This is a genomic window from Arthrobacter pityocampae (genome assembly GCF_002927275.1).
GTDB classification, from domain to species: Bacteria; Actinomycetota; Actinomycetes; order Actinomycetales; family Micrococcaceae; genus Arthrobacter_D; species Arthrobacter_D pityocampae.
The window spans coordinates 300,751-322,526 of sequence record NZ_PRKW01000005.1 but is presented as its reverse complement, the minus strand read 5'-3'; the positions used below and the strand labels follow the sequence as shown (position 1 = coordinate 322,526).

General features: G+C 67.9%; 27 protein-coding genes. 10 read left to right on the top strand and 17 right to left on the bottom strand.

Features of this window, described 5'->3' with window-relative positions; translation table 11 throughout:
- Positions 1-35 precede the first annotated feature (35 nt).
- Positions 36-383: a hypothetical protein gene (locus C4K88_RS12970; RefSeq protein ID WP_146065687.1), complete on the bottom strand. Its 348-nt coding sequence runs from the start codon at positions 381-383 to the stop codon at positions 36-38.
- A 286-nt stretch (positions 384-669) separates the two neighbouring features.
- On the opposite strand from C4K88_RS12970, the gene C4K88_RS12965 reads away from it, so the two are divergent.
- The 3 genes from C4K88_RS12965 (at position 670) to C4K88_RS12955 (ending at position 3,530) form a co-directional block, all read left to right on the top strand.
- Entirely contained in the window at positions 670-1,764 is a 1,095-nt protein-coding gene (locus C4K88_RS12965) for a WD40/YVTN/BNR-like repeat-containing protein (RefSeq protein WP_104122037.1), read from the top strand.
- A gap of 13 nt (positions 1,765-1,777) precedes the next feature.
- Positions 1,778-2,074, top strand: coding sequence for a MoaD/ThiS family protein (locus C4K88_RS12960; protein ID WP_104122036.1), 297 nt, complete (start codon positions 1,778-1,780; stop codon positions 2,072-2,074).
- Between the two features lie 169 nt (positions 2,075-2,243).
- A complete protein-coding gene (locus tag C4K88_RS12955; RefSeq protein WP_104122035.1) occupies positions 2,244-3,530 on the top strand; it encodes an ammonium transporter in 1,287 nt (428 codons plus the stop codon).
- A 54-nt stretch (positions 3,531-3,584) separates the two neighbouring features.
- Here C4K88_RS12955 and C4K88_RS12950 read toward each other — a convergent pair whose 3' ends face one another.
- The 5 genes from C4K88_RS12950 to C4K88_RS12930 all read right to left on the bottom strand — a co-directional run bounded on the left by C4K88_RS12950 (position 3,585) and on the right by C4K88_RS12930 (position 6,940).
- On the bottom strand, positions 3,585-3,956 hold the full coding sequence (locus tag C4K88_RS12950) for a GNAT family N-acetyltransferase (RefSeq protein ID WP_104122034.1): 372 nt from the start codon (positions 3,954-3,956) through the stop codon (positions 3,585-3,587).
- Positions 3,957-4,066: 110 nt separating this feature from the next.
- Positions 4,067-4,333: a CDGSH iron-sulfur domain-containing protein gene (locus C4K88_RS12945; protein WP_306418619.1), complete on the bottom strand. Its 267-nt coding sequence runs from the start codon at positions 4,331-4,333 to the stop codon at positions 4,067-4,069.
- Complete coding sequence (locus C4K88_RS12940; RefSeq protein WP_104122033.1) at positions 4,333-5,364, bottom strand: iron-containing redox enzyme family protein; 1,032 nt, start codon at positions 5,362-5,364, stop codon at positions 4,333-4,335. Before C4K88_RS12940 ends, C4K88_RS12945 begins: the two co-directional genes overlap by 1 nt.
- 199 nt (positions 5,365-5,563) lie before the next feature.
- Positions 5,564-6,025, bottom strand: a complete 462-nt coding sequence (locus C4K88_RS12935; RefSeq protein ID WP_104122032.1) for a DUF4383 domain-containing protein — start codon at positions 6,023-6,025, stop codon at positions 5,564-5,566.
- A 33-nt stretch (positions 6,026-6,058) separates the two neighbouring features.
- Positions 6,059-6,940, bottom strand: coding sequence for a manganese catalase (locus C4K88_RS12930; protein WP_104122031.1), 882 nt, complete (start codon positions 6,938-6,940; stop codon positions 6,059-6,061).
- Between the two features lie 279 nt (positions 6,941-7,219).
- Here C4K88_RS12930 and C4K88_RS12925 point away from each other — a divergent pair, with 279 nt between their 5' ends.
- Genes C4K88_RS12925 through C4K88_RS12915 form a run of 3 tightly spaced genes read left to right on the top strand, consistent with a single transcriptional unit; the run spans position 7,220 to position 9,245 of the window.
- The gene (locus C4K88_RS12925) at positions 7,220-8,080 is read left to right on the top strand and encodes a hypothetical protein (protein ID WP_104122030.1); all 861 of its coding nucleotides are present in this window, start codon (positions 7,220-7,222) and stop codon (positions 8,078-8,080) included.
- On the top strand, positions 8,080-8,532 hold the full coding sequence (locus C4K88_RS12920; protein WP_104122029.1) for a phage holin family protein: 453 nt from the start codon (positions 8,080-8,082) through the stop codon (positions 8,530-8,532). Before C4K88_RS12925 ends, C4K88_RS12920 begins: the two co-directional genes overlap by 1 nt.
- On the top strand, positions 8,529-9,245 hold the full coding sequence (locus C4K88_RS12915; protein WP_104122028.1) for a DUF3618 domain-containing protein: 717 nt from the start codon (positions 8,529-8,531) through the stop codon (positions 9,243-9,245). The genes C4K88_RS12920 and C4K88_RS12915 overlap by 4 nt, the downstream gene beginning before the upstream one ends.
- Positions 9,246-9,325: 80 nt before the next feature.
- Here C4K88_RS12915 and C4K88_RS12910 read toward each other — a convergent pair whose 3' ends face one another.
- On the bottom strand, positions 9,326-9,919 hold the full coding sequence (locus C4K88_RS12910; RefSeq protein ID WP_104122027.1) for a cysteine hydrolase family protein: 594 nt from the start codon (positions 9,917-9,919) through the stop codon (positions 9,326-9,328).
- A complete protein-coding gene (locus C4K88_RS12905) occupies positions 9,906-10,286 on the bottom strand; it encodes a hypothetical protein (protein ID WP_104122026.1) in 381 nt (126 codons plus the stop codon). Before C4K88_RS12905 ends, C4K88_RS12910 begins: the two co-directional genes overlap by 14 nt.
- A 415-nt stretch (positions 10,287-10,701) precedes the next feature.
- On the opposite strand from C4K88_RS12905, the gene C4K88_RS12900 reads away from it, so the two are divergent.
- Both C4K88_RS12900 and C4K88_RS12895 read left to right on the top strand, forming a co-directional pair.
- On the top strand, positions 10,702-11,574 hold the full coding sequence (locus C4K88_RS12900) for a DUF2382 domain-containing protein (protein ID WP_104122025.1): 873 nt from the start codon (positions 10,702-10,704) through the stop codon (positions 11,572-11,574).
- Positions 11,575-11,780: 206 nt separating this feature from the next.
- Entirely contained in the window at positions 11,781-12,203 is a 423-nt protein-coding gene (locus C4K88_RS12895; RefSeq protein WP_167399046.1) for a MarR family winged helix-turn-helix transcriptional regulator, read from the top strand.
- On the opposite strand, the gene dnaB is transcribed toward C4K88_RS12895, so the two are convergent.
- From dnaB to C4K88_RS12865, 6 genes are all read right to left on the bottom strand, one after another.
- Positions 12,200-13,576 carry a replicative DNA helicase gene (dnaB, locus tag C4K88_RS12890; RefSeq protein WP_104122023.1) on the bottom strand — a complete coding sequence of 459 codons (1,377 nt, stop codon included), beginning with the start codon at positions 13,574-13,576 and terminating at the stop codon, positions 12,200-12,202. The genes C4K88_RS12895 and dnaB overlap by 4 nt on opposite strands.
- A gap of 668 nt (positions 13,577-14,244) precedes the next feature.
- Complete coding sequence (gene rplI / locus C4K88_RS12885; RefSeq protein WP_104122022.1) at positions 14,245-14,694, bottom strand: 50S ribosomal protein L9; 450 nt, start codon at positions 14,692-14,694, stop codon at positions 14,245-14,247.
- A 15-nt stretch (positions 14,695-14,709) separates the two neighbouring features.
- The gene (gene rpsR / locus C4K88_RS12880) at positions 14,710-14,949 is read right to left on the bottom strand and encodes a 30S ribosomal protein S18 (RefSeq protein ID WP_005273147.1); all 240 of its coding nucleotides are present in this window, start codon (positions 14,947-14,949) and stop codon (positions 14,710-14,712) included.
- Positions 14,950-15,065: 116 nt separating this feature from the next.
- The gene (locus tag C4K88_RS12875; RefSeq protein ID WP_104122021.1) at positions 15,066-15,629 is read right to left on the bottom strand and encodes a single-stranded DNA-binding protein; all 564 of its coding nucleotides are present in this window, start codon (positions 15,627-15,629) and stop codon (positions 15,066-15,068) included.
- Positions 15,630-15,689: 60 nt separating this feature from the next.
- Entirely contained in the window at positions 15,690-15,995 is a 306-nt protein-coding gene (gene rpsF, locus C4K88_RS12870) for a 30S ribosomal protein S6 (protein ID WP_043442549.1), read from the bottom strand.
- Between the two features lie 165 nt (positions 15,996-16,160).
- Positions 16,161-17,444, bottom strand: a complete 1,284-nt coding sequence (locus tag C4K88_RS12865) for a M18 family aminopeptidase (RefSeq protein WP_104122243.1) — start codon at positions 17,442-17,444, stop codon at positions 16,161-16,163.
- A gap of 243 nt (positions 17,445-17,687) precedes the next feature.
- Between C4K88_RS12865 and C4K88_RS12860 the strand changes: the two genes are divergently transcribed.
- Both C4K88_RS12860 and C4K88_RS12855 read left to right on the top strand, forming a co-directional pair.
- Positions 17,688-18,347: a TasA family protein gene (locus tag C4K88_RS12860; protein ID WP_104122020.1), complete on the top strand. Its 660-nt coding sequence runs from the start codon at positions 17,688-17,690 to the stop codon at positions 18,345-18,347.
- A gap of 78 nt (positions 18,348-18,425) precedes the next feature.
- A complete protein-coding gene (locus C4K88_RS12855) occupies positions 18,426-18,863 on the top strand; it encodes a hypothetical protein (protein ID WP_104122019.1) in 438 nt (145 codons plus the stop codon).
- A 27-nt stretch (positions 18,864-18,890) separates the two neighbouring features.
- Here C4K88_RS12855 and C4K88_RS12850 read toward each other — a convergent pair whose 3' ends face one another.
- From C4K88_RS12850 to C4K88_RS12840, 3 genes are read right to left on the bottom strand one after another with little or no spacing between them, the layout of a single operon-like run.
- The gene (locus tag C4K88_RS12850) at positions 18,891-19,592 is read right to left on the bottom strand and encodes a response regulator (protein WP_104122018.1); all 702 of its coding nucleotides are present in this window, start codon (positions 19,590-19,592) and stop codon (positions 18,891-18,893) included.
- Positions 19,540-20,862, bottom strand: coding sequence for a sensor histidine kinase (locus C4K88_RS12845; protein ID WP_104122017.1), 1,323 nt, complete (start codon positions 20,860-20,862; stop codon positions 19,540-19,542). Before C4K88_RS12845 ends, C4K88_RS12850 begins: the two co-directional genes overlap by 53 nt.
- 34 nt (positions 20,863-20,896) lie before the next feature.
- Complete coding sequence (locus tag C4K88_RS12840) at positions 20,897-21,775, bottom strand: ABC-2 transporter permease (protein ID WP_104122016.1); 879 nt, start codon at positions 21,773-21,775, stop codon at positions 20,897-20,899.
- Between the last annotated feature and the right edge of the window lies 1 nt (position 21,776).

The following is a 21,776-nucleotide window of genomic DNA, read 5'->3' as shown; positions in this document are numbered from 1 at the left end:
TTCCTTTTCCGATCGCAGGAATCGGACGGGACTATTCACCCGTTGCAGGACGATACTCCACGAGCCCATGCTTCAGCGTCGGAGACGCTTTCCGAATAGAGCGTCTCCGACCGCGCATGTGCCAGGAAAGCCGCCAGAACCTGGTCCACCGGCCCGCTTCCCACGAAGGCGATACGTGAGGTCAACGATCCCTCGAGGATGACCAGCCGGGCCGCCGGGTCGATCCCGGCCAGCCCGCGCAGATACATGACCATCGGCAGGACGTAGCCGTCGGACAGGCTCCGGATCCCCTCGTAGGCCGCCAGGACGTCGGGCGCGTTCACGCGAGCGCCTGACACCCACCAGAGGACGAGCAGCCCGTCGTGCACCTCGATACAGTGCATGCCGGCGCAGTGCCGACGCGCACGGGGCGCATGCCCGGGGCCGGGACACACCCGCGACCGCGCGGGGGTCCCCAGATCGATCTGATGCAACGGTGCCTCCAGGGTGTGATCTCCGCTCCCCAGCGACAGCACCATTCCACTCTGGCACAGCCCGTGGCCCCGGGCTCCGCCTGCGGACGAAAGGGGGTAGCCGGCTCTGTACAAAACGAGTGCCCGATGGCAGTCTCCCAAGTGACATGCATCACACGCGCGGTTCTTCCGGCCGCCCACCTGCACGGGGGACGCCATGCCAGCTCCAGCAACGACACTCCTTGCCATCGGCACCAAGAAGGGTCTGTGGCTCGCGTCGAGCACCGACCGGCAGGAGTGGACACTCTCCGACCCGATGTTCCTCATGGAAGAGATTCCGAGCGTCGCGATCGACACCCGGGATGGGCGTACCCGCCTGTTCGCGGGCAGGATGTCCTGGCACTTCGGCCCCTGCATCGCCCACTCCGACGACCTCGGCGGGACCTGGGCGGAACCCCGCGAGGGCGGCATCCGGTTCGGAGCGGACGACGACGCCGCCCTCGAGCGGATCTGGCAGATCCAACCGGACGCGGAGGGGCGTCCCGGCGTGGTGTGGGCCGGGTGCCAGCCGATCTCCGTCTGGAAATCCACCGACCACGGCGAGACGTTCACCCTCAACCGTGGCCTGTGGGACCACCCGCACCGCAGTGAATGGGGCGCGGGCTTCGGCGGTGCAGCTGCCCACACCGTCCTGCCGAGCCCCGCCGACGACACGCTCCATGTGGCGATGAGCACGGGCGGCGTCTACCGGTCCGACGACGGCGGAGCCTCCTGGGAGCCCCGCAACAGGGGCATCAGCGCCTACTTCATGCCGGATCCCGACCCGGAGTTCGGCCAGTGCGTGCACAAGGTGGCCCGCGACGCCGTCGACCCCGACCGCCTGTTCGCCCAGAACCACCACGGCGTCTACACGAGTGCCGACCGCGGTGATTCATGGCAGTCCATCGCCGAGGGCCTGCCTGCCGACTTCGGATTCGTCATGCTCACGCACCCGCACCGCGGCGGCACGGCCTGGGTCATCCCCCTCAAGGCCGACGGCGAGCGCATCCCGCCCGACGGTCGGCTCCTGGTGCACCGGACGGACGACGGCGGGAGCACGTGGGAGGGCAGCGGCACCGGTCTGCCGCAGGCCGAGTACAACGCGGTGCTGCGCGACGCCGCCTGCGTGGACACGGCGGAGATCCCCGGCGTGTACTTCGGCACGCGCGGCGGCTCCGTCTACGCGAGCGCGGACGAGGGCCGCACCTTCCGGGAAGTGGCGAGCCATCTGCCGGACGTGCTCTCCGTGCGCGCCGCGGTCCTGCCCGGCTGAGCGGGTGGACGCGATGCCCCCGCCGCCCTCGGTGATCGTCCTGATCCCGGCACTCCTGCGCCAGTACGTCGACGGGCGCAGCGCGGTCCGCCTGGACGTGGCCGACGACGCCGACGTGGCGTCCCTGCTCGACGGGCTCGGCGAGGGGCGACCCCTGCTCGAGCAGCGGATCCGCGAGGAGACCGGCGCACTGCGGCGCTACGTGAACATCTACGTCGACGGCGAGGACGTACGCCGGCTGGACGGCCTGGCAACAGCGGTTCCCGCGGGTGCGACGGTGATGATCATGCAGTCCGTGGCCGGTGGCTAGGGTGGGACTCCGGGTAACCCAGAATTCATCGGACCCGCCGGAACCTGAAACCTGCCGCTGCCTACCATGACTCAGCGCGGCGTGCCATCCCGGGTGCACACCCCCGCAGTGTGGTCCCGGGCCCAGTCCCGTCCGGTACGCCCAGGCGCTGTCACGGAAAGGACTTCCCATGGATTCCGGAAACGTCGCTTGGATTCTCGCCAGCACCGCGCTCGTCTGCCTCATGATCCCGGCGCTGGCCCTGTTCTACGGAGGAATGGTGGGGTCCCGCCGCATCCTCAACATGATGATGATGTGCTTCGGCGGGGCGAGCCTCGTCGCCGTGCTGTGGGCCCTGTTCGGGTACTCCCTGGCCTTCGGTTCCTCCGTCGGGGGGCTGGGCCTCCTCGGGAACGTCACGGAGTACGCCGGGCTGGGCCAACTGCTGGCCGAGGATCCCTCCGCGCCCATCCCCGTGATCCTGTTCGCGGGCTTCCAGCTCTTCTTCGCCTGCGTTACGACGGCGCTGGTCGCCGGCGCAGCCGCCGGCCGCATGAAGTTCGGCGCCTGGATGGTCTTCGCGGGCGTCTGGGCCACGCTGGTGTACTTCCCGATCGCCCACTGGGTCTTCGCCTTCAGCTCCGAGGACGGCACGACGGCGGGCGGCTGGATCGCGAACAGCCTCGGCGCAATCGATTTCGCCGGCGGGCTCGCCGTCCACATGAACGCCGGGATCGCCGCCCTCGCCCTGTCGATGGTCCTCGGCCGCAGCCACGGCTGGCCGAAGGTGGACCATGCCAGGCCGCACAGCCGCCCGCTCGTCCTCGTGGGTGCGGGCCTGCTGTGGGTCGGCTGGTTCGGCTTCAATGCGGGCTCCGCCCTCTCCGCCGGCCAGTCCGCGTCGGTCGTCCTCCTCAACACCGCCGTCGCCGCGTCGGCCGGCCTGCTGGCCTGGGCCGCCGTCGAGCGGGTCCGCAACGGCGCGGCGACCAGCATGGGGGCCGCGTCCGGGCTGATCTCGGCGCTCGTCGCCATTACCCCCGCGTGCGGTGCGGTCAGCCCGATGGGTGCCCTGGCCATCGGTGCGATCGCCGGTGCGGTCTGCTCCCTCGCGATCGAGCTGAAGTTCCGGCTCGGATTCGACGATTCGCTGGACGTGGTCGGTGTGCACCTGGTGGGCGGCATCCTGGGGACGCTGCTGATCGGCCTGTTCGCGACTCCGGACGCCCCCAACGGGGTGTCGGGCCTGTTCTACGGCGGCGGCTTCGAGCTGCTGGGCATCCAGGCGCTCGCGACCGTCGCGGTGCTGGCCTACTCCTTCGTGGTCACGTGGCTGATCGCCGTGGTCCTGCAGCGAACCGTCGGCCTGCGGATCGAGGAGGCCGACGAACTGCGCGGTATCGACCTGGCCGCGCACTCGGAGTTCGCCTACCTGACGGACGAGGACCCGGTGGATCTGGGCGCTCCGCGCACATAGCCGGCACCGGCGGCGCCGAGGGGCCCCGACCTGCCCGCTCGGCGTCGTCCTGGCCTACAGGCGCAGCGCTGCCGGGCGGGCGGGGTCACTCAGGCCCCCGACGGCGATGCCGCGTGCCACCGCCCAGGCGGCGAGCTCCTCCGTGATGGAAGAGGACACCCCGGACCATCGGGCGTACGGAAGCACGTAGAGGTGGTCGACGGCGGTGCTCCCGTCGGCGTTCACGCTCAGGCCCCCGCACCCGACCGGTTGGCCGCTGGCCAGTTCGTAGACGATCAGGAAGACGACGACGCCCGCGCCGTCGTCCTCCGGTCCTGCGGCGGCCGAGGGCGCCCGACCACGGCCGGCCTCCGCGCGCAGGGCCTCCCGCAGACCCCGACCGACGGGGTTGCTCCAGGGAACCTGTCTGACCCTCAACGTCTGCACGGCGGCCTCCTGTGGAAGTGGTGTGCTTCCCAACGCTAGAGGGCGAGGATTTCGGTGAGATTTCGTGCAGCGAAACTCCACGCGCCCGCGGCCCGGGCACGTCGCCGGGATCAGGGATCGGAGCGGAAGCCGGTCAGCTTGTGGGAGCCGTCGCAGTAGGGCTTGAGCACGGATGCCCCGCACCGGCAGAGGGCGACGGTGCGTCGGGTGCGCGGCAGTTCCGCCCCGTCCGTGCCGACGAGCGTGAAGTCGCCGCGGACGAGCAGTGGGCCGTTGGGGCACGCGACGACCGTCACGGGGGCGTCGGCACCGGAGTTCAGCGGGTGGTCGGAGCGTGCGTCCTCGGCATCCGCAGCCGTGTCCATCTCCGCGCCCATCAGACGGCCACCTCCGCCGTCCGCAGCGAGGACCGGTTCGATTCCCAGGCATCCATGATGTGCACCGTCATGAGGGTGTCGATCGCCAGACCGGCGGCGGCCCCGAACAGGACGTCCCCGAGCAGGCGCGGGTCCGACTCCACGAGACCGCCCGCCATGTCCCGTCCGGCGATCTGTTCGTGGACGGCGTCCGCCTCGACGTGCTCGTCGAAGTACTCCGTGACCTCGGAGCCGTAGCCGAGGCGCCCGAACCCCCGGGAGTACAGGCGGTTGGGCTGGGAGGAGGTCATCTCGTAGGCGGCGAGGTGCCCCACGATCGCGCCCCGGAGGCGTCGGTGGAGGCCGAACAGCGACATCAGGTTGTTCACGGCCAGCGTGATCGCCGGCACGGCGTCGAGGTAGGCCCCGTAGGTGTCGTCCAGGCCCACTCCGCGCATCGTCCGGGCGAAGAGCACCGAGTGCATGCGCGCGAGCAGTCCGTTGCCGTATTCGTCCGCCTGGATCTCCACCAGCGCGGCCTTCGAACGGCCGGACAGGCGTGGAATCGCGAAGGTGTGCGGATCGGCCTCCCTCAGCTGACTGATCGACCTGTGGACAAGCAGCTCCCGCAGCTGGTCATCCGTGGCCGACTTCGCCACGAAGCGGGACATACTGGGCCCGCCGTCCTCGCCGGTCATCCGGAACAGCTCGGCGCAGACCGCCGCGCTCGTGGGTTCGGGAGGCGGCCCGACGACGGTCTCGTCGCGGACCCTCTGCTCGAAAGCGGCTTCGATGCGGTGCCGGACCCGCAGGAGGTCCGGATCCCATTCCCAGTCGTCCCCCGCCTCGTCGATGCCGCTGTAGTGCAGTTCGTACAGGCAGAAGAGGGTGAGCTGCAGGTCGTCGTCCAGGAGGATGTCCGGCGTCCGGGAGATCGCCTCCACGGCGAGCAGGTCCAGCCGGGCGAGGGCGTCCTGCCCTGATCCCCTGGATCCGGCGAGGACGGACAGGACGAGGGCGCTGAGTTCCCCGCGCGGGGAGGGCTGCTTCACCAAGGACCTCTTCGATGGTCGGATGCGCCCCTCGGAGCCGGGGCCGGTAACAGTAAGCATACTTCGCGTTCGTGGGCGCTCGGCGGTACCTGCCACACCCACGACGACGCCGGGCCGGCCGGTACCCGTGGGCACCCGTCGGTCCGGCGTCGTCGTGGGTGTGGTCGATGTGCGGAACCTTCCGGAGGGAAGGACCGGGTCAGGCGCGGTTCGTGCTCGTACGGCGGTCGCGGCCGAGGAGCAGCGCGAGAGCGATCATGCCGACCGCGAGCAGGAAGTGGAGCCAGTTGTCGGCACTGTTCAGCGGCACGAAGTTCGCCGCGGAGTCCTGGTCGATGATCAGCCCGTAGATCCACAGGATCGCGTAGACCACACCGCCGCCCAGCAGGTAGGTGCGGGCGCCCGAGGCGGTCCTCGCCATCGCCAGGCCGGCGACGCCGAAGAGCAGGTGGACGATGTTGTGGAGGATGGACACCTGGAAGATGCCCAGCAGCAGGGCATCGGACTGGTGCCCGGCGAACATCATGCTGTCGTAGTTGGACGTGATGCCCGGGATGAAGCCCAGGATGCCGACCAGCAGGAAGACGATGCCCACCGCCTGGGCGGCGCGCTGCAGGGCGGTACGACCGGCGTCCACCGTGCGGTTGTTCGTGTTCGTCATGGGACTGCCTTTCTCTCGGTGGACCGCGAACGTCTATTCGCGGTTCAGTTTGTCCTGCAGGGTGCCGGCCATCTTCTCGACGGTGTTCGGGATCTCGGTGGTCCCGTAGAACCGCGCATCGGGGTGGGTGGCCGGCGGCATGGGAGCGCTGGTGGTGGGGCCGTCGTGGTAGGTGAACTCGCCCTTGCCGTCCGGGGTGGGACCGGAGGCCCAGCTGCCCTCCGATGCCGCCGTGCCGTCGGAGAAGTTCAGGTACTGGTACGCCACGCTCCGCTCCTCCTGCTTCAGGGGGAAGTTGCTCGGCACGGGCAGCTCCTCCATCTTCGATTCCTGCAACTCCCGGGCCGCGGCCAGCCACTGGTTCTGGTGCATGGTGTCGCGGGCGAGGAGGAAGGAGAGCATGTCCCGGATCCCGTGGTCGTCGGTCATGTGATAGAGCCGCGCCACCTGGAGCCGGCCCTGCATCTCGGCGTTCGCGTTGGCCGTGAAGTCCGCGAGGAGGTTCCCGCTGGCGGTCACATAGCTGCCCTGCCAGGGGTTGCCCATGCTGTCCACCGGCCGGGCGCCGGCGCCGGCGACGATGGCGTGCTGCATGTCCGTGCCACCCAGGACCGCGGCCACGGCCGGATCGGACTGCACGGCGTCCTCGGTGATCCCCAGCGGAGCCTTCTCCAGGAGCTGGGCGATCATCGTGGCGAGCATCTCGACGTGGCCGAACTCCTCCGCGCCGATCCCGAAGAGGAGGTCCCGGTACTTGCCGGGAATGTGGGCGTTCCAGGCCTGGAAGCTGTACTGCAGGGCCACGGTGATCTCGCCGTACTGACCCCCGAGCACCTCCTGGAGCTTACGGGCGTAGACGGCATCAGGCTTGTCAGGGGTGGCTTTGTACTGAAGTTCCTGCTTATGGAAGAACACGGGTGTTCACCTTTCCGCATCGTGACCTCCGGGTGGATTCGCTCCTTCTTGAAGCGACCGATGGAAGTCCTCTCGTGTCGACGCTAGCGGCGCGTCCACACGGTCAGTAGGATGCTAAGCCTACTTGTGTTTCTCGTGCGGATCTGTAGAAAGAGCTTGCGGGAGTGAAGCTAAGCATGCTTAGCTTCAAGGAGAAGGCAAGCACGAACTGCCGGACTGTCGCATCGAGAACACGATGGAGCATCCGCTTTAACGGCAATATCAACGTTAGGAACAACCATGACTACGCAGAATTGGCCGAAGGATCCCCTGGTTCCCTCCACCACCGGGCCTGAGTCGTCCACCGCGGACCTCAGCACCCACGAACTCGGCACCACCGAGTTCTCCGGCAGCACCACCGACACCGGAGACTCGAAGAAGTCCGCTGCGAAGGATCAGGCCAAGAAGGTCGGTCAGGACGGCAAGGACGCGGCGAAGAACGTCGCCGGGACCGCCGCAGCCGACGCCAAGGATGTAGCCGGCACCGCCGCTAGCGAAGCGAAGAACGTCGCGGCCGAGGTCGGCTCGCAGGCGAAGGACCTTCTCGGCACCGTGACGTCCGAGGTCAAGAGCCAGGCCGGTACCCAGCAGCAGAAAATCACCGAGGGCATCCGCGGCGTCTCCGACGAACTGCGGTCCATGGCCGACAAGTCGGACAACCAGTTCGTCTCGGGCCTCGTGCAGCAGGCGTCCCAGCGCACGGGATCGGCTGCGAGCTGGCTCGAGAACCGCGACGCCTCCGACATCCTCGAGGACGTCAAGGCGTTCGCCCGCCGCAAGCCGGGCACGTTCCTCGCCATCGCGGCAAGCACCGGCCTCGTCGTCGGCCGCCTGACCCGTGGCGCGAAGGGCAACAAGGACTCCGCCGGAACCACCGGCCGCCACCAGGACTCCTCCACCGGCACCTACACCGGCTACGGCCAGGTCGACTCCGACGCCTACACCGGCACCCCCGCCTCCGCGGGCTTCGGTGGGACGACCGGCGGACAGCACGTCGCCGGATCCAACCCGGCCGTCGTCAACCCTGCGGACGACTACCCCACCATCGCGCCTGGCACCCCTCCCGTGAGCACCTTCCCGAATGACGGGGGTCTGCGCTGATGGCTGAGGCATATACCAGTGGCGCCCACCAGGCTGCCGCGCCCCTGCCGACGGAGGCCGAGCAGCGCTCCGCCAACGCGTCGGTAGGAGAACTTCTCGGGGAGGTGACGAAGGACCTCTCCACGCTCATGCGCCAGGAAGTGGCCCTGGCCAAGGCCGAGGCCACCGAGTCGGCCAAGAAAGCAGGCAAGGGTGCGGGCATGTTCGCCGGTGCGGCCGTGGGCGGCCACTTCGTCCTCCTGTTCCTGTCGCTGGCCCTCATGTGGGGGCTGGGCGCCCTGATGCCACTCGGCTGGGCCGCCGTGATCGTCGCCGTCCTCTGGGGCATCGTCGCCGCCGTGCTGGCCGCCATGGGCAAGAAGGAAATGAAGCAGGTCAAGGGTCTCCCCCAGACAGCGGAGACCATCAAAGAAATCCCGCCGACACTGAAACCAGGTGAGCAGACACGATGAGCCAGACGCCAGATGAGATCCGCGCAGATATCGAACGCACCCGCCTTGAGCTGGGGACCGATGTCGACGCCATCGCCGACAAGGTGAACCCCGCGAACATCGCGCAGCGCCAGACCGACAAGGTCAAGCACAGCTTCAGCAATGTGAAGGAGACCGTCATGGGCAAGGCCGAAGACGTCAAGGATTCCGTGCTCGGCAAGGCTGACGATGTGACGGGCGCAGTCAAGGACAAGGCCGGACACGCCAAGAACACGACCGGCAGCGGCCTGGACAGTGCCCACTCGGCAGCCGGTACCGCCAAGGACAAGCTCCAGCATGCCGGCCACACCGTCCAGGGAGCACCCGGCCAGATCTCGAACAAGGCCGCGGGCAACCCCCTCGCCGCAGGCCTGATCGCCTTCGGCGCCGGTCTCCTCGTGGGTTCGCTCATCCCTGCCAGCCAGAAGGAGCAGGAGGCCGCCTCGCACCTCAAGGAGCAGGTCGCGCCCCTGAAGGACAAGGTCACCGAGGCAGCCAAGCAGGTTGCCGAGGAGGTCCGCGAGCCGGCGCAGGAAGCAGTCCAGTCCGTGAAGGAATCGGCCGCAGACTCCGTGCAGACCGTCAAGGACCAGGGGCAGCACGCCGTCAACGACGTCAAGGGCGAGGGCAAGCAGGCCGCCAGTGATGTCAAGGGCAGCGCCCAGGACGCCAAGCAGAACGTACAGCAGCGCTAGATTCACTCCGCGCAGTCGGCAATGGCCACCGGATTCGATCCGGTGGCCATTGCCGTCGATGCACCCTCAGCCCTCGCGCGTCAGGCGAACAGCGCCTCGGCCTCCGCCTGACCGACGACGGGCTGCCGGTAGCTGTCGGAGAGGATCTCCAGCATCGCGTCGGCGTACTGCTGGTTCGTGCTGCCCATCGCGTCGCGTGCATAGCTGACCTGGAAGTCGTGGGCGAAGGCGTCAGCCCCTGTCTGCGCCACGCAGCTGTGCGTGGAGACGCCCGCGAGCACCAGGTGGTCCACACCCAGGCCTCGAAGTCGCGCCGCGAGATCCGTCCCGAAGAAGGCACTGTCGCGCACCTTCGTCACGACGTCCACCTCCTCCACATGGAGGCCGGCGACGACGTCGGCCTGGCGGGTGCCGCGGAAGATGAATCCCTGACCGTCGTCGAGCATGGACCGCGTCCAGGTCGAACCGTCCTGCAGGTGCTCGGTGAGTGCCATGAGCACGGGGGCCTGTGCGCCGTGCGCGGCCTCGATCAGACCGTTGCAGGCCGCAACGATGTCCTGCTGCTGCCCGGCGAGGGCTTCGTCCTCGAAGAAGGCATTCTGCATGTCGATGATGAGCAGGGCAATCCGCGCTCCGGCTCCTGCGACAGCGGATCCCGCGTCACTTCGAAGCATCCGACCCTCCGACCGCGTCTGCGGTCAGGTCGATCAATGCCCCTTTGTCATCGGAGTCGAGACGGTGCGCCGGCAACGGATCCAGGCTGATCGGCGAGACTTCCCCGATCGGAGGGATTCGCATCGGCGACACCGGATCACCGAGGGGATCAGGACCGCAGACAGAAGCCCCTGCGAGGCGTCTCACCTCGTCTTCGGGCAGACTGGCGGCCCGCCCGATCTCGGCAGGCGTGAGCCCCGTGGCAAGGGCCTGCCGGACCGCCTCGCCGCAGGCGATCAGCAGGCGGTCGCGCTCGAATTCGGCGGCCTCGAGGTTCGCGGCGGCGATCATGACCTCGGTGATGTACGGGGGACGTGGTGCGGACATGGGCGTCCTTTCACGGGGGATCGGCCGACACGTCTCGCTCGGGTTCCGGACCCCTGGGCCATCGACGCCGAGAGACCTACCGGGCTATCGACGCTGACGACTGCAGCGGATCCTTCGCCTCGAGCACACGTGGTGGTCGATTCGACGGGTGATAGGCCGGTGGCTGGACCTCCACCCAATGGTACGGAAGTGATCGCCGCCGAGGAAGCCGAGGGTCCTGGCAAGCCCTGGATGACGGCCGAGGATGCCCCCCGATCCGAACAAGACGCTAAGCCTGCTTCCCATTCGGTACTAAGTATGCTTACTCTAGAGGCCGGTGGTCTCGGGGGCTCTTGCCCCCGGTGGAACCTCCCGGTGGAACGTACAGCCGAGAAATCCATGCCCTCACAGTGAGATTACTCAGAAGGAGAAGGAAATGATTACTCAGGAAAACATCGACACCATGCTCGGCAACGGCGGCAACGTCCTCGGTTCGGACGGCGAGAAGATCGGCTCGATCGGCCAGGTCTACCTCGACGACCAGACCGGTGAGCCCAGCTGGGTCACCGCCAAGACGGGCCTGTTCGGCACCTCTGAGTCCTTCATCCCGCTCCAGGGCGCCGACGTCGAAGGTCATGACGTCCGCGTTCCCTACAGCAAGCACCAGGTGAAGGATGCCCCGCGCATCGAGTCCGACGGCAACCTCAGCCCGGAGGAAGAGGATCGCCTCTACCGCCACTACGAGATCGGCGGCGGCACGAGCAACTACACCGACACGACCCGCACCACGACCGACACGACGACCGGCACGACGACCGGCACTACCGGTCACCACGACCGCGACGTCGACATCGACACCAGCAGCCGTCACGCCGACACGGACCGTGGAACCGTGGGTCACGACACCTCCGGCCCCACCACCGACGATGCGATGACCCGCTCCGAGGAGCAGCTGCACGTCGGAACGGAGCGTCGCGAGGCCGGCCGTGCCCGCATGCGCAAGTACGTCGTCACCGAGAACGTGACGAAGACCGTGCCCGTCAGCCACGAGGAAGTCCGCGTCGAGCGCGAGCCCATCACGGACGCCAACCGCGGCGACGCCATGGGCGGCCCGGCCATCAGCGAGGAAGAGCACGAAGTGACTCTCCACGCCGAGCGCCCGGTCGTCGAGAAGGAAGCAGTCCCCGTCGAGCGCGTACGCCTCGACACGGAGACCGTCACCACCAACGAGACCGTCAGCGAAGAAGTCCGCAAGGAGCAGATCGACGTCGACGGCGAAGAAGGCACCCGCCGAGGCAACAACCTCTAGCCTGTGCTGACGCAGGAGGGCCCGGGGCATCGCCCCGGGCCCTCCTGCCGTTGGAGGCACCCTCGCGGCGCCCACGAGATCGAACGAAAGAATCTTGCCTATGGTGCAGGATTTATCATAAGCATGCTGTCTATTTCGGGTAGAGTTGGACAGTAGCAGGAACGAGCGGATCCTCCGCTGACGACCTAGGGGAAGGACACGCTATCGTGCCGGAATTGAACGATTGGTCGACCAGCCGCCTATTGACGACCGCCGCCCGCATCGTCGAGCATTCCTGGAACGAGAAGCTCCTGGGCATCGGCATCACCCACGCCGGGCTGACCACGCTGGGAGTCCTCGAACGCGAAGGAACCCTCACCGGTGTGCGCCTTGCCCAGCTGGTCCACGTGCAGGCGCAGACCGTGGGACGCACCCTCGACCGCCTCGAGAAGCGGGGTCTGGTCACCCGGCTCCGCAACTCCGCCGACCGGCGCAGCCAGCGCATCACGATCACCTCGGCCGGAGTCAAGGCCCTGGAGCGTGCGAAGAATATCGAGAACGAGTTGATGGTCGAGGACGGCCTTGCCTCGGAGGACCTGCGCCATCGTCTCCAGACGGTCATCAACGAGCTCGGGCCCAAGAAGGACTAGTAGCCCCCGCCGTCCGCTGCCATGTTGTTGAACCGCGAGTAGTGGCCCTGGAAGCCGACGACGAGCGTCTTGGTGGGGCCGTTGCGGTGCTTGGCAACGATGACGTCGGCCTCGCCGGCCCGCGCCGATTCCTTGTCGTACACGTCATCGCGGTGCAGGAGGATGACCATGTCGGCGTCCTGCTCGATCGATCCCGATTCACGCAGGTCCGACACCTGTGGGCGCTTGTCCGTCCGCTGCTCGGATCCGCGGTTCAGCTGTGACAGGGCGACCACGGGGACGTTGAGCTCCTTCGCCAGCAGTTTCAGGGCCCGTGAGAACTCCGAGACCTCCTGCTGACGCGATTCCACCCGCTTGCCGGAGGACATGAGCTGCAGATAGTCCAGCACCACGAGCTTGAGGTCGTGACGCTGCTTCAACCGCCGGCACTTGGCCCTGATCTCCATCAGCGACATGTTCGGGCTGTCGTCGATGAACAGCGGGGCATCATTCATGCGCCCCATCGTCGTGGCGATCTTCCCCCACTGCTCGTCCTTGATCGTCCCCTTGCGCAGATCCTGCAGCCCGATGGTGGCCTCTGCGGACAGGAGGCGCATCGCGATCTCATTACGGCCCATCTCGAGGGAGAAGAAGACCGTGGTCATGTTGTGCTTGATGGCGGCCGATCGGGCCCAGTCCAGGGCGAAGGTGGACTTGCCCATTGCGGGGCGGGCAGCAACCACGATCATCTGACCGCCGTGGAGGCCTTGCGTGAGTTCGTCCAGTTCGTAGAACCCGGTGGGCACACCCGTCATGCCTTCGCCCTTGTGCCCCGCGGACTCGATCTCGTCCACGGTGCCCTCGATGATGTCCTTGAGCGCCACGTAGTCCTCGGCCGTACGGCGTTCGGCCACCGCATACACCTCGGCCTGCGCGGCGTTCACGAGGTCGTCCACCTCGCCGTCGTTGGAGTAGCCGAGCTGCACGATCTTCGTGCCGGCGTCGACCAGGCGGCGCAGGACGGCGCGCTCACGCACGATCTCGGCATAGAAGCCCGCGTTGGCAGCCGTCGGCACCGACTGGATCAGCGTGTGGAGGTAGGCCGGGCCGCCGATGCGTGAGATCTCTCCACGCTTCGTGAGCTCGTCGGAGACCGTGACGGCATCGGCAGGCTCACCGCGTCCGTAGAGGTCGATGATGGCTTCGTAGATGCTCTCGTGGGCGGGCCGGTAGAAGTCCACGCCGCGGAGGACCTCGACGCAGTCGGCGATCGCGTCCTTGGACAGCATCATGCCGCCGAGCACGGACTGTTCCGCCACGAGATCCTGGGGCGGGGTGCGCGAGAACTCGGGGTTTCGGGTGTCCGATGATGAGTCTGCATGTGCCAGGGACACGGAAGGGCCTTTCTCCTACTGTCGGAGCGGTGACGCCGGGGCGTCGACCGGACACCCAGTGCGGGTCCGACAGGACAGGCCTATCACCCGACACCCTCGTTTTGGGGAATCTTCCGCAACGCTAGCCCCCTCCCGCGGCGGTGCAAAGTGCTGTACCAACAGGGGCTGTGGGTAAGTTTCCATAAGCTGTGGATTACGCCGCGTATCTTGTGCACAGGATGGGGACAACCCTGTGGACAACACCTGCAATTCAAACTCAACAGCCCTCTGACCTGCGACGACGTTGTCCACGCCCTGTGGACCAAAATCGATCCTGAGACGTTGGTCATCCACAGGACTGCTGTTGACAAGACCGCCACAAGCACCGCGCGGGCCGCTTCGAGCCCTGTATACCAGCGGGTTCACGCTTGCAGAGCGCCATGATCCGGGACGACGGGCGCCTGAGGACGGCATATACCGTGGGATGCACCTTCAGCGCCGCTGCACGAGAAGCACATGGAGTCGCCGCGCGGCATGGACGGCGACGGAGACACCGGAAGCATGCCCTCCCACGGATGACCGGACGGGCGGGATTAAACAGCAGGGAGCCCCCGCTGATACGCGGGGGCTCCCTGCTCGATCCGGTGGTGCTGTGCGGCGCAAGCGCCGCGCGACTTTTCCGAATCCGCCTAGCTGGCGACGACGTCCAGGTCGATGACTGCTGCGACGTCCTCGTGGAGACGGACGTTGGCCTGGTACGAACCGACCGACTTGATGTGAGCCGGGAGTTCGACCTTCCGCTTGTCGATCGTGCCGAGGCCTGCGGCCTCGACGGCCTTCGCGACGTCGTCGGCCTTGACCGTGCCGAACAGGCGGCCGGAGCCACCCGCCTTGACGGTCAGGGTGACGGGCTTCGCCGACAGTGCGGCGGCCTGGCGCTGGGCATCTTCGAGCGATGCGTGCTCGCGGGCGGAACGGGCAGCCTTGATCGACTCGACCTGCTTCTCGCCACCCTTGCTCCACATCAGGGCGAAGCCGCGGGGCAGAAGGTAGTTACGTGCGTAACCGTTCTTCACCTCGACGACGTCGCCTGCGGCACCGAGTCCGGTGACTTCCTGGGTCAGAATGAGCTTCGACATAGTGTGTCCCTTTCCCTAGCCGCGGCCGGCGCCGGAGTACGGCAGGAGGGCGACTTCGCGGGCGTTCTTGATTGCCTGAGCGATCTTGCGCTGCTCCTGGACGGTCACACCGGTGACGCGGCGGGCACGGATCTTTCCGCGATCGGAAATGAACTTACGCAGCAGGGCTACGTCCTTGTAGTCGATGACGGTGACGTCAGCGGCCTTCAAGGGGTTGGACTTTGGTTTGGGCTTACGGAGTTCAGCCTTAGCCATCGTGGTGCTCCTTTGTATGGTGGAGCCCGCAGAACGATTCTGCGGGATGGGACGTGCCAGTCACCCGACGGTGACTGCGGCAGGAGTTCCGGGAGCGGAACCGCTGCCTGGAGGTGCTAGAAGGGAGGCTCGGAGTCGGGGCCGTTGCCCCAGCCCTGCGAATTCCCGCCCGAGGGAGCACCAGAAGGAGCACCCCAGGGATCATCCGCGGGCTGCTGGGCCTGCTGGCCCCCACCCCAACCGGATCCGGAGTTCGAACCGCCCGAGTTGCCGCCGGAGTTACCGCCGAAGCCGCCACTGTTCCCGCCGCCGGAGCGCTGGGTACGGGTGACCTTCGCGGACGCATAGCGCAGGGATGGACCGATCTCGTCCACCTCCAGCTCCATGACGGTGCGCTTCTCGCCCTCTTTGGTGTCGTACGAACGTGACTTGAGTCGGCCCTGGGCAACCACGCGGGTTCCCTTGGTCAGGGTCTCGGCGACGTTCTCCGCGGCCTCACGCCACACCGACGCCCGGAGGAACAGCGTTTCGCCGTCCTTCCAGTCGTTGCTCTGGCGGTCGAAGGTGCGAGGAGTGGACGCGATGGTGAAGTTGGCAACCGCTGATCCCGACGGCGTGAACCGCAACTCGGGGTCGTTGGTGAGATTGCCGATCACCGTGATGACTGTTTCGCCTGCCATGGTGCCTCCTTGAGTTCCTTCCCGCCGGAGCGGGGTGGATGAATGAGGGATCTACCGAGATTACTCGGCGGAAACCTTCTGCTCCTCGGGGCGGATGATCTTGGTGCGCATGATCGTCTCGTTGAGGCTCAGCTGGCGGTCGAGCTCGGAAGCCACGGCCGGGGTCGCGGTGAAGTTGACGACGGCGTAGATGCCTTCGGTCTTCTTCTGGATCTCGTACGCAAGGCGCCGGCGTCCCCAGATATCCACCTTGTCCACGGTGCCGCCGCCGTTGCGGACGACATTGAGGAACTTCTCGAGTGTTGGGTCGATGGAGCGTTCCTCGACGTCGGGGTCGATGATTACCATCAATTCATATGCACGCATGTGTGAACCCACCTCCTCTGGGCTGAGCGGTCGCGGTCTTTCCGCAACAGGAGGTTCTTTTGCGTTGGTCCGGCCGCCGTCCTCGGTACTGACCGGAACGGCTGTGGCACAGACGTCCCAATCCTACCGGACGGACGGAGCGCGACGAACTCCTGGGGATACGTCCTACCGGCCACCGCGGAAGAACGCCGCGCTGACCCGCGCGAGGTGGCCCGGATCGTCGACGCCGCAGAGTTCACGCGCCGAGTGCATGGACAGCAGTGGGATGCCGACGTCGACCGTGCGGATCCCGAGCCGGGTGGCGGTGAGCGGTCCGATCGTGGAGCCGCACGGCATCACGTTGTTGGACACGAACTCCTGGTATGGCACACCCGCCGCGCGGCAGAGTGATGCCCAGTACGCCGCGCCGGGGGCGTCGGTGGTGTAGCGCTGGTTGGCGTTGATCTTCAGCAGCGGACCGCCGTTGAGGACCGGCAGGTTCGCCGGGTCGTGCCGCTCCGCGTAGTTGGGGTGCACGGCGTGGCCGGCGTCGGCGGAGACGCAGAACGACGCCGCGAGGGCCCGGAACCGCTCCTCCGTCCCCGCGCCGAGCCCCAGGGAGATCCGCTGGAGCATGTCCTCGAGGAAGGGGCCGCTCGCCCCGGACCGGGACCCGCTGCCCACCTCTTCGTGATCGAACGCCGCGAGGACCGCGATCGGCCCGTCCGCGGACCCATCCGACGACGCCCCGATGAGCGCCGTGAGCCCGGCGTGCACGGAGGAGAGGTTGTCGAGCCGCCCGGAGGCGAAGAACTCGCCCTGCGCGCCGAAGACGCGGGGGTCCTGCGTGTCGGCGACGACGACGTCGAACCCGCCGACCTCGCGCGGGTCGACCCCGGCGTCTGCAGCGAGGAGCCCCAGGAGGTCGGCGCCCGCCGGGTCCCCGAGGCCCCACACCGGGTTCATGTGGCGCTGCTTGTCGAGGGCCAGGCCGTCGTTGACCGCGCGGTCGAGGTGGATCGCGAGCTGGGGGAAGCGCAGCATCGGCCCGGTGGCCACGAGGTGTTCGCTGCCGTCGTGGAGGGTCAGGCGGCCGGCGAGCGCGAGCTCGCGGTCCAGCCACGAATTCAGGAGAGGCCCGCCGTACACCTCGACGCCGGCCTGGAGCCAGCCGTACTTCCCGGTGGTGGGTCGCGGCTTGAGCTTGAAGGACGGCGAGTCGGTGTGCGCGCCGAGGATGTGGAATCCGGTGGTCGGGCCCGCCGCGGACGGGACGGTCCAGGCGATCAGGGCCCCGTCGCGGAGAACGAAGAAGCTGCCCACGCCGCCCTCCCAGGCGTCCTGCTCCGCCAGCTGCCGGAATCCTGCGGCCGAGAGCCGGCGACCTGCCTCCGCCACTGCATGGAAGCTCGACGGCGACGCCGAGACATAGTCTCCGAGGTCCTGGATGTGCGCGGGTGCTGGGCTCATCCACCGATTCAACCAGATGCCGTCATGCCGGGCGCTCCCCCGGCGCGGCACGGGCACGAGCCGCAGCGTCGGGTTCACTTCACCTGCCCTTCGGACTTCGTTCGGTCTTCGGTGTTCCTTCGCAGAGGGTTCGCGGGGTTCGCGGGCTCTGCTTCGGTCAGGGACTGCACAGTTGGTACCAGAAACGACCGGGCCCACTGGGGGAACCGGGAACCGAATACTCGACAGGGAACAGGTCTCACCATGGCACGCACCGCACGCACCTCCTCGACGTCCGCCAAGCGGATCAGCATGAAGTCCACCTCGGGCAAGGTCCTCGCCTCCGTCGCCCTGCTCGGCGTTGCGGCGTCGGTCGCGGGACTCGGCACCTACGGTTCCTTCACCTCCACGACCTCCGCCAGCGAGACCGTCACCGCCGGTACCGTGGACGTCCAGCTCGGCGCCGCGGGCACGGCCACCAACCGCCTCACCGTCCCCGCGTCCGGCATCGTCCCCGGCGACTCCATCCAGCGCGCCGCCACCCTCACGAACGCCGGCAACCAGAACTTCGGCGGCGTCACCCTGAGCACCACACCCGCCGGCACCGCCTCGAAGCTCACCACCGACACCCTCAACGGCCTCCAGGTCACCGTCGACGCCTGCAGCGTCCCCTGGACGGAAACCGGCACCGCACCCGCCTACGCCTACACCTGCGCCGGCACGGTCACCGGTGTCCTCGCCACCCGCCCGATCATCGGCACCGACGTCGTGCTCTCCAACCTCGCCTCGGTCACCACCGCCAAGGCCGACAACCTCCGCGTCACGGCCACCCTCCCCGCCGCAGCGGACAACACCTTCCAGGGCCTCACCGGCACCGTGAACTTCGCCTTCACCGCCACCCAGCGCGCGGCTACCAGCCGCTAGTCCCCGCCCCGGGTGTCCTGGACGTCCTCCAGGACACCCGGGCATCGGCATGCCACGACGACACGAGGAGGGAAGACCATGGACCGTCGCCTGTCCGGGCGCACCACGCGCCGGGTTCGCTTCCTCGTGCAGCTCGTCATCGGCGTCGTGGTGTTCATGTGGGCTCCGACGGTGGCGCAGGCCGCGTTCTCCGATGCTGCCGCGGCGCCGATGAGCATCGGGACGTACGACATCCCCGCCCCCGTGGGCATCACAGGGTCCTTCACCTGCAACGGGACCAGGACCTCGGTGACTGCTACCATCACCGACTTCGGCGCCGTCACCCGGGCCACCGGCTACACCGTCACCCTGACGGCGCCGACCGGAACGGTGACCACCAACAATCTGCCCGCGACGACACGCTCCACCACCATCACGCGCTCCACGACACGGACGGGCACTTTCACCCTCAGGATCCGGGCGACCGTCGGCGCCTGGACGGGTGATGATCAGGTGAGCAGTCTCACGTGCCCCTGATCCTGCACCTGAGCATCGGGCCCCGCATCAGTGCGTCGGCCCCGGCACCACGATCGCGTTCTCGTAGGCGTACACGACGGCCTGCACCCGGTCCCTGAGACCCAGCTTCGTCAGGATCCGCCGCACGTGGGTCTTGATGGTCGCCTCGGACAGGAAGAACCGGGCCGCGAGTTCGGCGTTGGACAGACCCTCGGCGATCGCCTCGAGCACCTCGCGTTCGCGCGGGGTCAGCTCCGCCAGGCGACGGTCCGGGGTCGGGGTCCGCTGCACCGGCGGCAGGGAGCGCACGTAGGTCTCCAGGAGCCGCTGCGTGACGCGTGGCGCGACGACGGCGTCCCCGCTCGCCACGACGCGCACTGCCTGCACCAGGCCCTCGGGTGCCACGTCCTTGAGCAGGAACGCCGAGGCTCCCGCTTGCAGGCCGGCGAAGGCGTACTCGTCGAGGTCGAAGGTCGTGAGGATGATGACGCGCGCACACGACCCGGAGGACGTGATCCGGCGCGTCGCCTCGATGCCGTCCCCCTGCGGCATCCGGACGTCCATCAGCACGACGTCGGGTGACAGGTCGGCGGTGAGCCGGACGGCCTCGGCCCCGGTGGATGCCTCCCCGGCGATCTCCAGATCGGGCTCGCCCTCGAGGATGAGCCGGAAACCCATCCGCAGGAGCGGCTGGTCGTCAGCGAGCAGAATCCTGATGGGCGTGGCCGGCGTGCTGTGCTCCGTGATCATCTTTCTCTTTCCCCCGTTGATTGCCCGTTCCGCCGACGGCGTCCGGGACGGTCAGCCGCACCTCGACGAGCCAGCCACCCGAGGGGCGGTCGCCGCACTCGACGGTGCCTGCGTAGATGGCGGCACGCTCGCGCATGCCGGCGATGCCCCGGCCGGAGCCGAGGGACGCGACGGGGCCCATGGCGCCCCGTCCGTCGTCCGCCACGCGGAGCTCCACCCCGTCCCCGGCCCTGGCGATGGTGACGTCGACCAGCGTAACGCCCTTGCCGTAACGCAGGACATTGGTCAGGGACTCCTGCAGGATCCGGTAGACCGTCAGGTGGAAGGCAGGATCATCCGGCAGCCTCGGCCCGGTGGTGGTCACCCTGAGCGGCAGGCCCGCTGCGCGGAAGCCGTCCAGCAGTTGCATCAGCGAACTCGACGCCGGCAGCGGCTCAAGCGACCCGCTCACGGCCTCCGCGCGCAGCACGCCGAGGACCCGGCGCATGTCGGCGATGGCCGTGCGGCCCGTGCCCGACAACTCGCCGAGCACCGCGGCCGCACGCTCAGGGTCGCGTTTCATCACGACGGCGGCGCCGTCGGACAGTGCCACCATGACGGTCAGCGAATGCGCGACGACGTCGTGCATCTCCCGCGCGATCCGGTTGCGCTCCCCCGCGGAGGCCAGCTCCGCGTTACGGGCAGCCCATTCGCGCAGCACGCTCTCGTGTTCGCGGTCGCGACGCACCGTGACGCCGACGCCGACGGCGACCGCCAGAAACATCACGATGAATCCGCTGAGGAGCCAGATCACGCCCGGTGCGTCACCGAAGGTGCTGACCGGGATGAGGAACAGGGCGCTCACCGAGAAGGCCGCCGCCACCGCGGCGGCGAGAAGCGTCTGCCGCAACGGATAGGCTACCGCCACGCTGTAGAGGGCGAACATCGTCGCGATCCCGCTGCTCCCGGCACCCTCGGTCACCACACTCACGGGGACGTCGAGGGTCGCGACGAAGGCGAGGACCAGGAGCGGCCGGTCCCGGCGGAACGCCAGCGCCACGGCGGCCAACGCCACACCCGCGACGCCGAACCAGTTCTCGCCGTCGAACAGGACGAGCAGGGCGTTGGGGAGGGAGAGGAGCACGAACACCAGGACCACGACAGCGTCCATGGCCCTCGGATGGCTCCGGAAGAACCGCCGGAAGGGACCCAGCCGGCGGGCGTTGAGCTCGGTGAAGGAGACCGCGGCCGTTCGTTCCGCGGTCTCCTTCACCAAGGGTCTGTCAGTCATGGCAACACGTCACAGGTGCTGAACGGGGAATGCCCTACACATCCCGCTTCTTGGTGACGATCAGGGAGATGACGAGGAGGACGAGCGCCCACCCACCCAGCACCAGCGCCCCCTGCCACTGGTTGAGCGCGCCCTCCTGAATGGTGGTCGCGACCATCTGCTCGCCACCCGAGCTCGGGAGGAATCGTGCTGCGTCCACGACCCACTCGGTGCCGCCTCCGAAGATGGCTACGACGATCGGCAGGACGAGCAGGACGCCGATCGACGTGACGACACCTCCTGCGGTGTTCCGGACCAGGGTGCCGATCGACATGGCGAAGATCGACACGAGCGCCAGCACCGAGCCCGTGTTGATGATGTGCAGGAGCACGCCCTCGTCACCCAGGCCGAACCCGAGGTCGGAGGACCCGAGGATGGGTTGGGCGATGAGGTAGCCGAGGAAGGCGGCGCCGGCACCCACCACGAAGGAGACGAGCGCCATGATGAGCTGTTTCGCCAGCAGTGCCGGAGTGCGGCGTGGAACTGCCACCATGGTGGAGCGGATCATGCCTGTGGCCCACTCCGAGGCGATGAGGACGACCGCGAGGGACGCCATGAGGAGCTGTCCGATGACGAGCCCGGAACCAGGGATGTCACGAGAGATCTCCGCGGCGTCCGGCGCACCCTGCATCTGCGAAGCCATGTCCGGGTCGCTCTGAGCATCGAACAGGATGGTGGTCTGCCACGCGAGCAGGGCCGCGATGCCGATCATGACCAGTACCGTCGAGGCGATCAGGATAACGGTCGAGGGGACCGTGGTCACCTTGATCCACTCTGACTTCAGGACGCGGCCGAAGTTCACGCCGGAGCCGGACGTCGGGCCTGCCTTCCGGTGCGACTCCCGGGCGGGGGCGGGATGGGTCGAGGTTGCCATG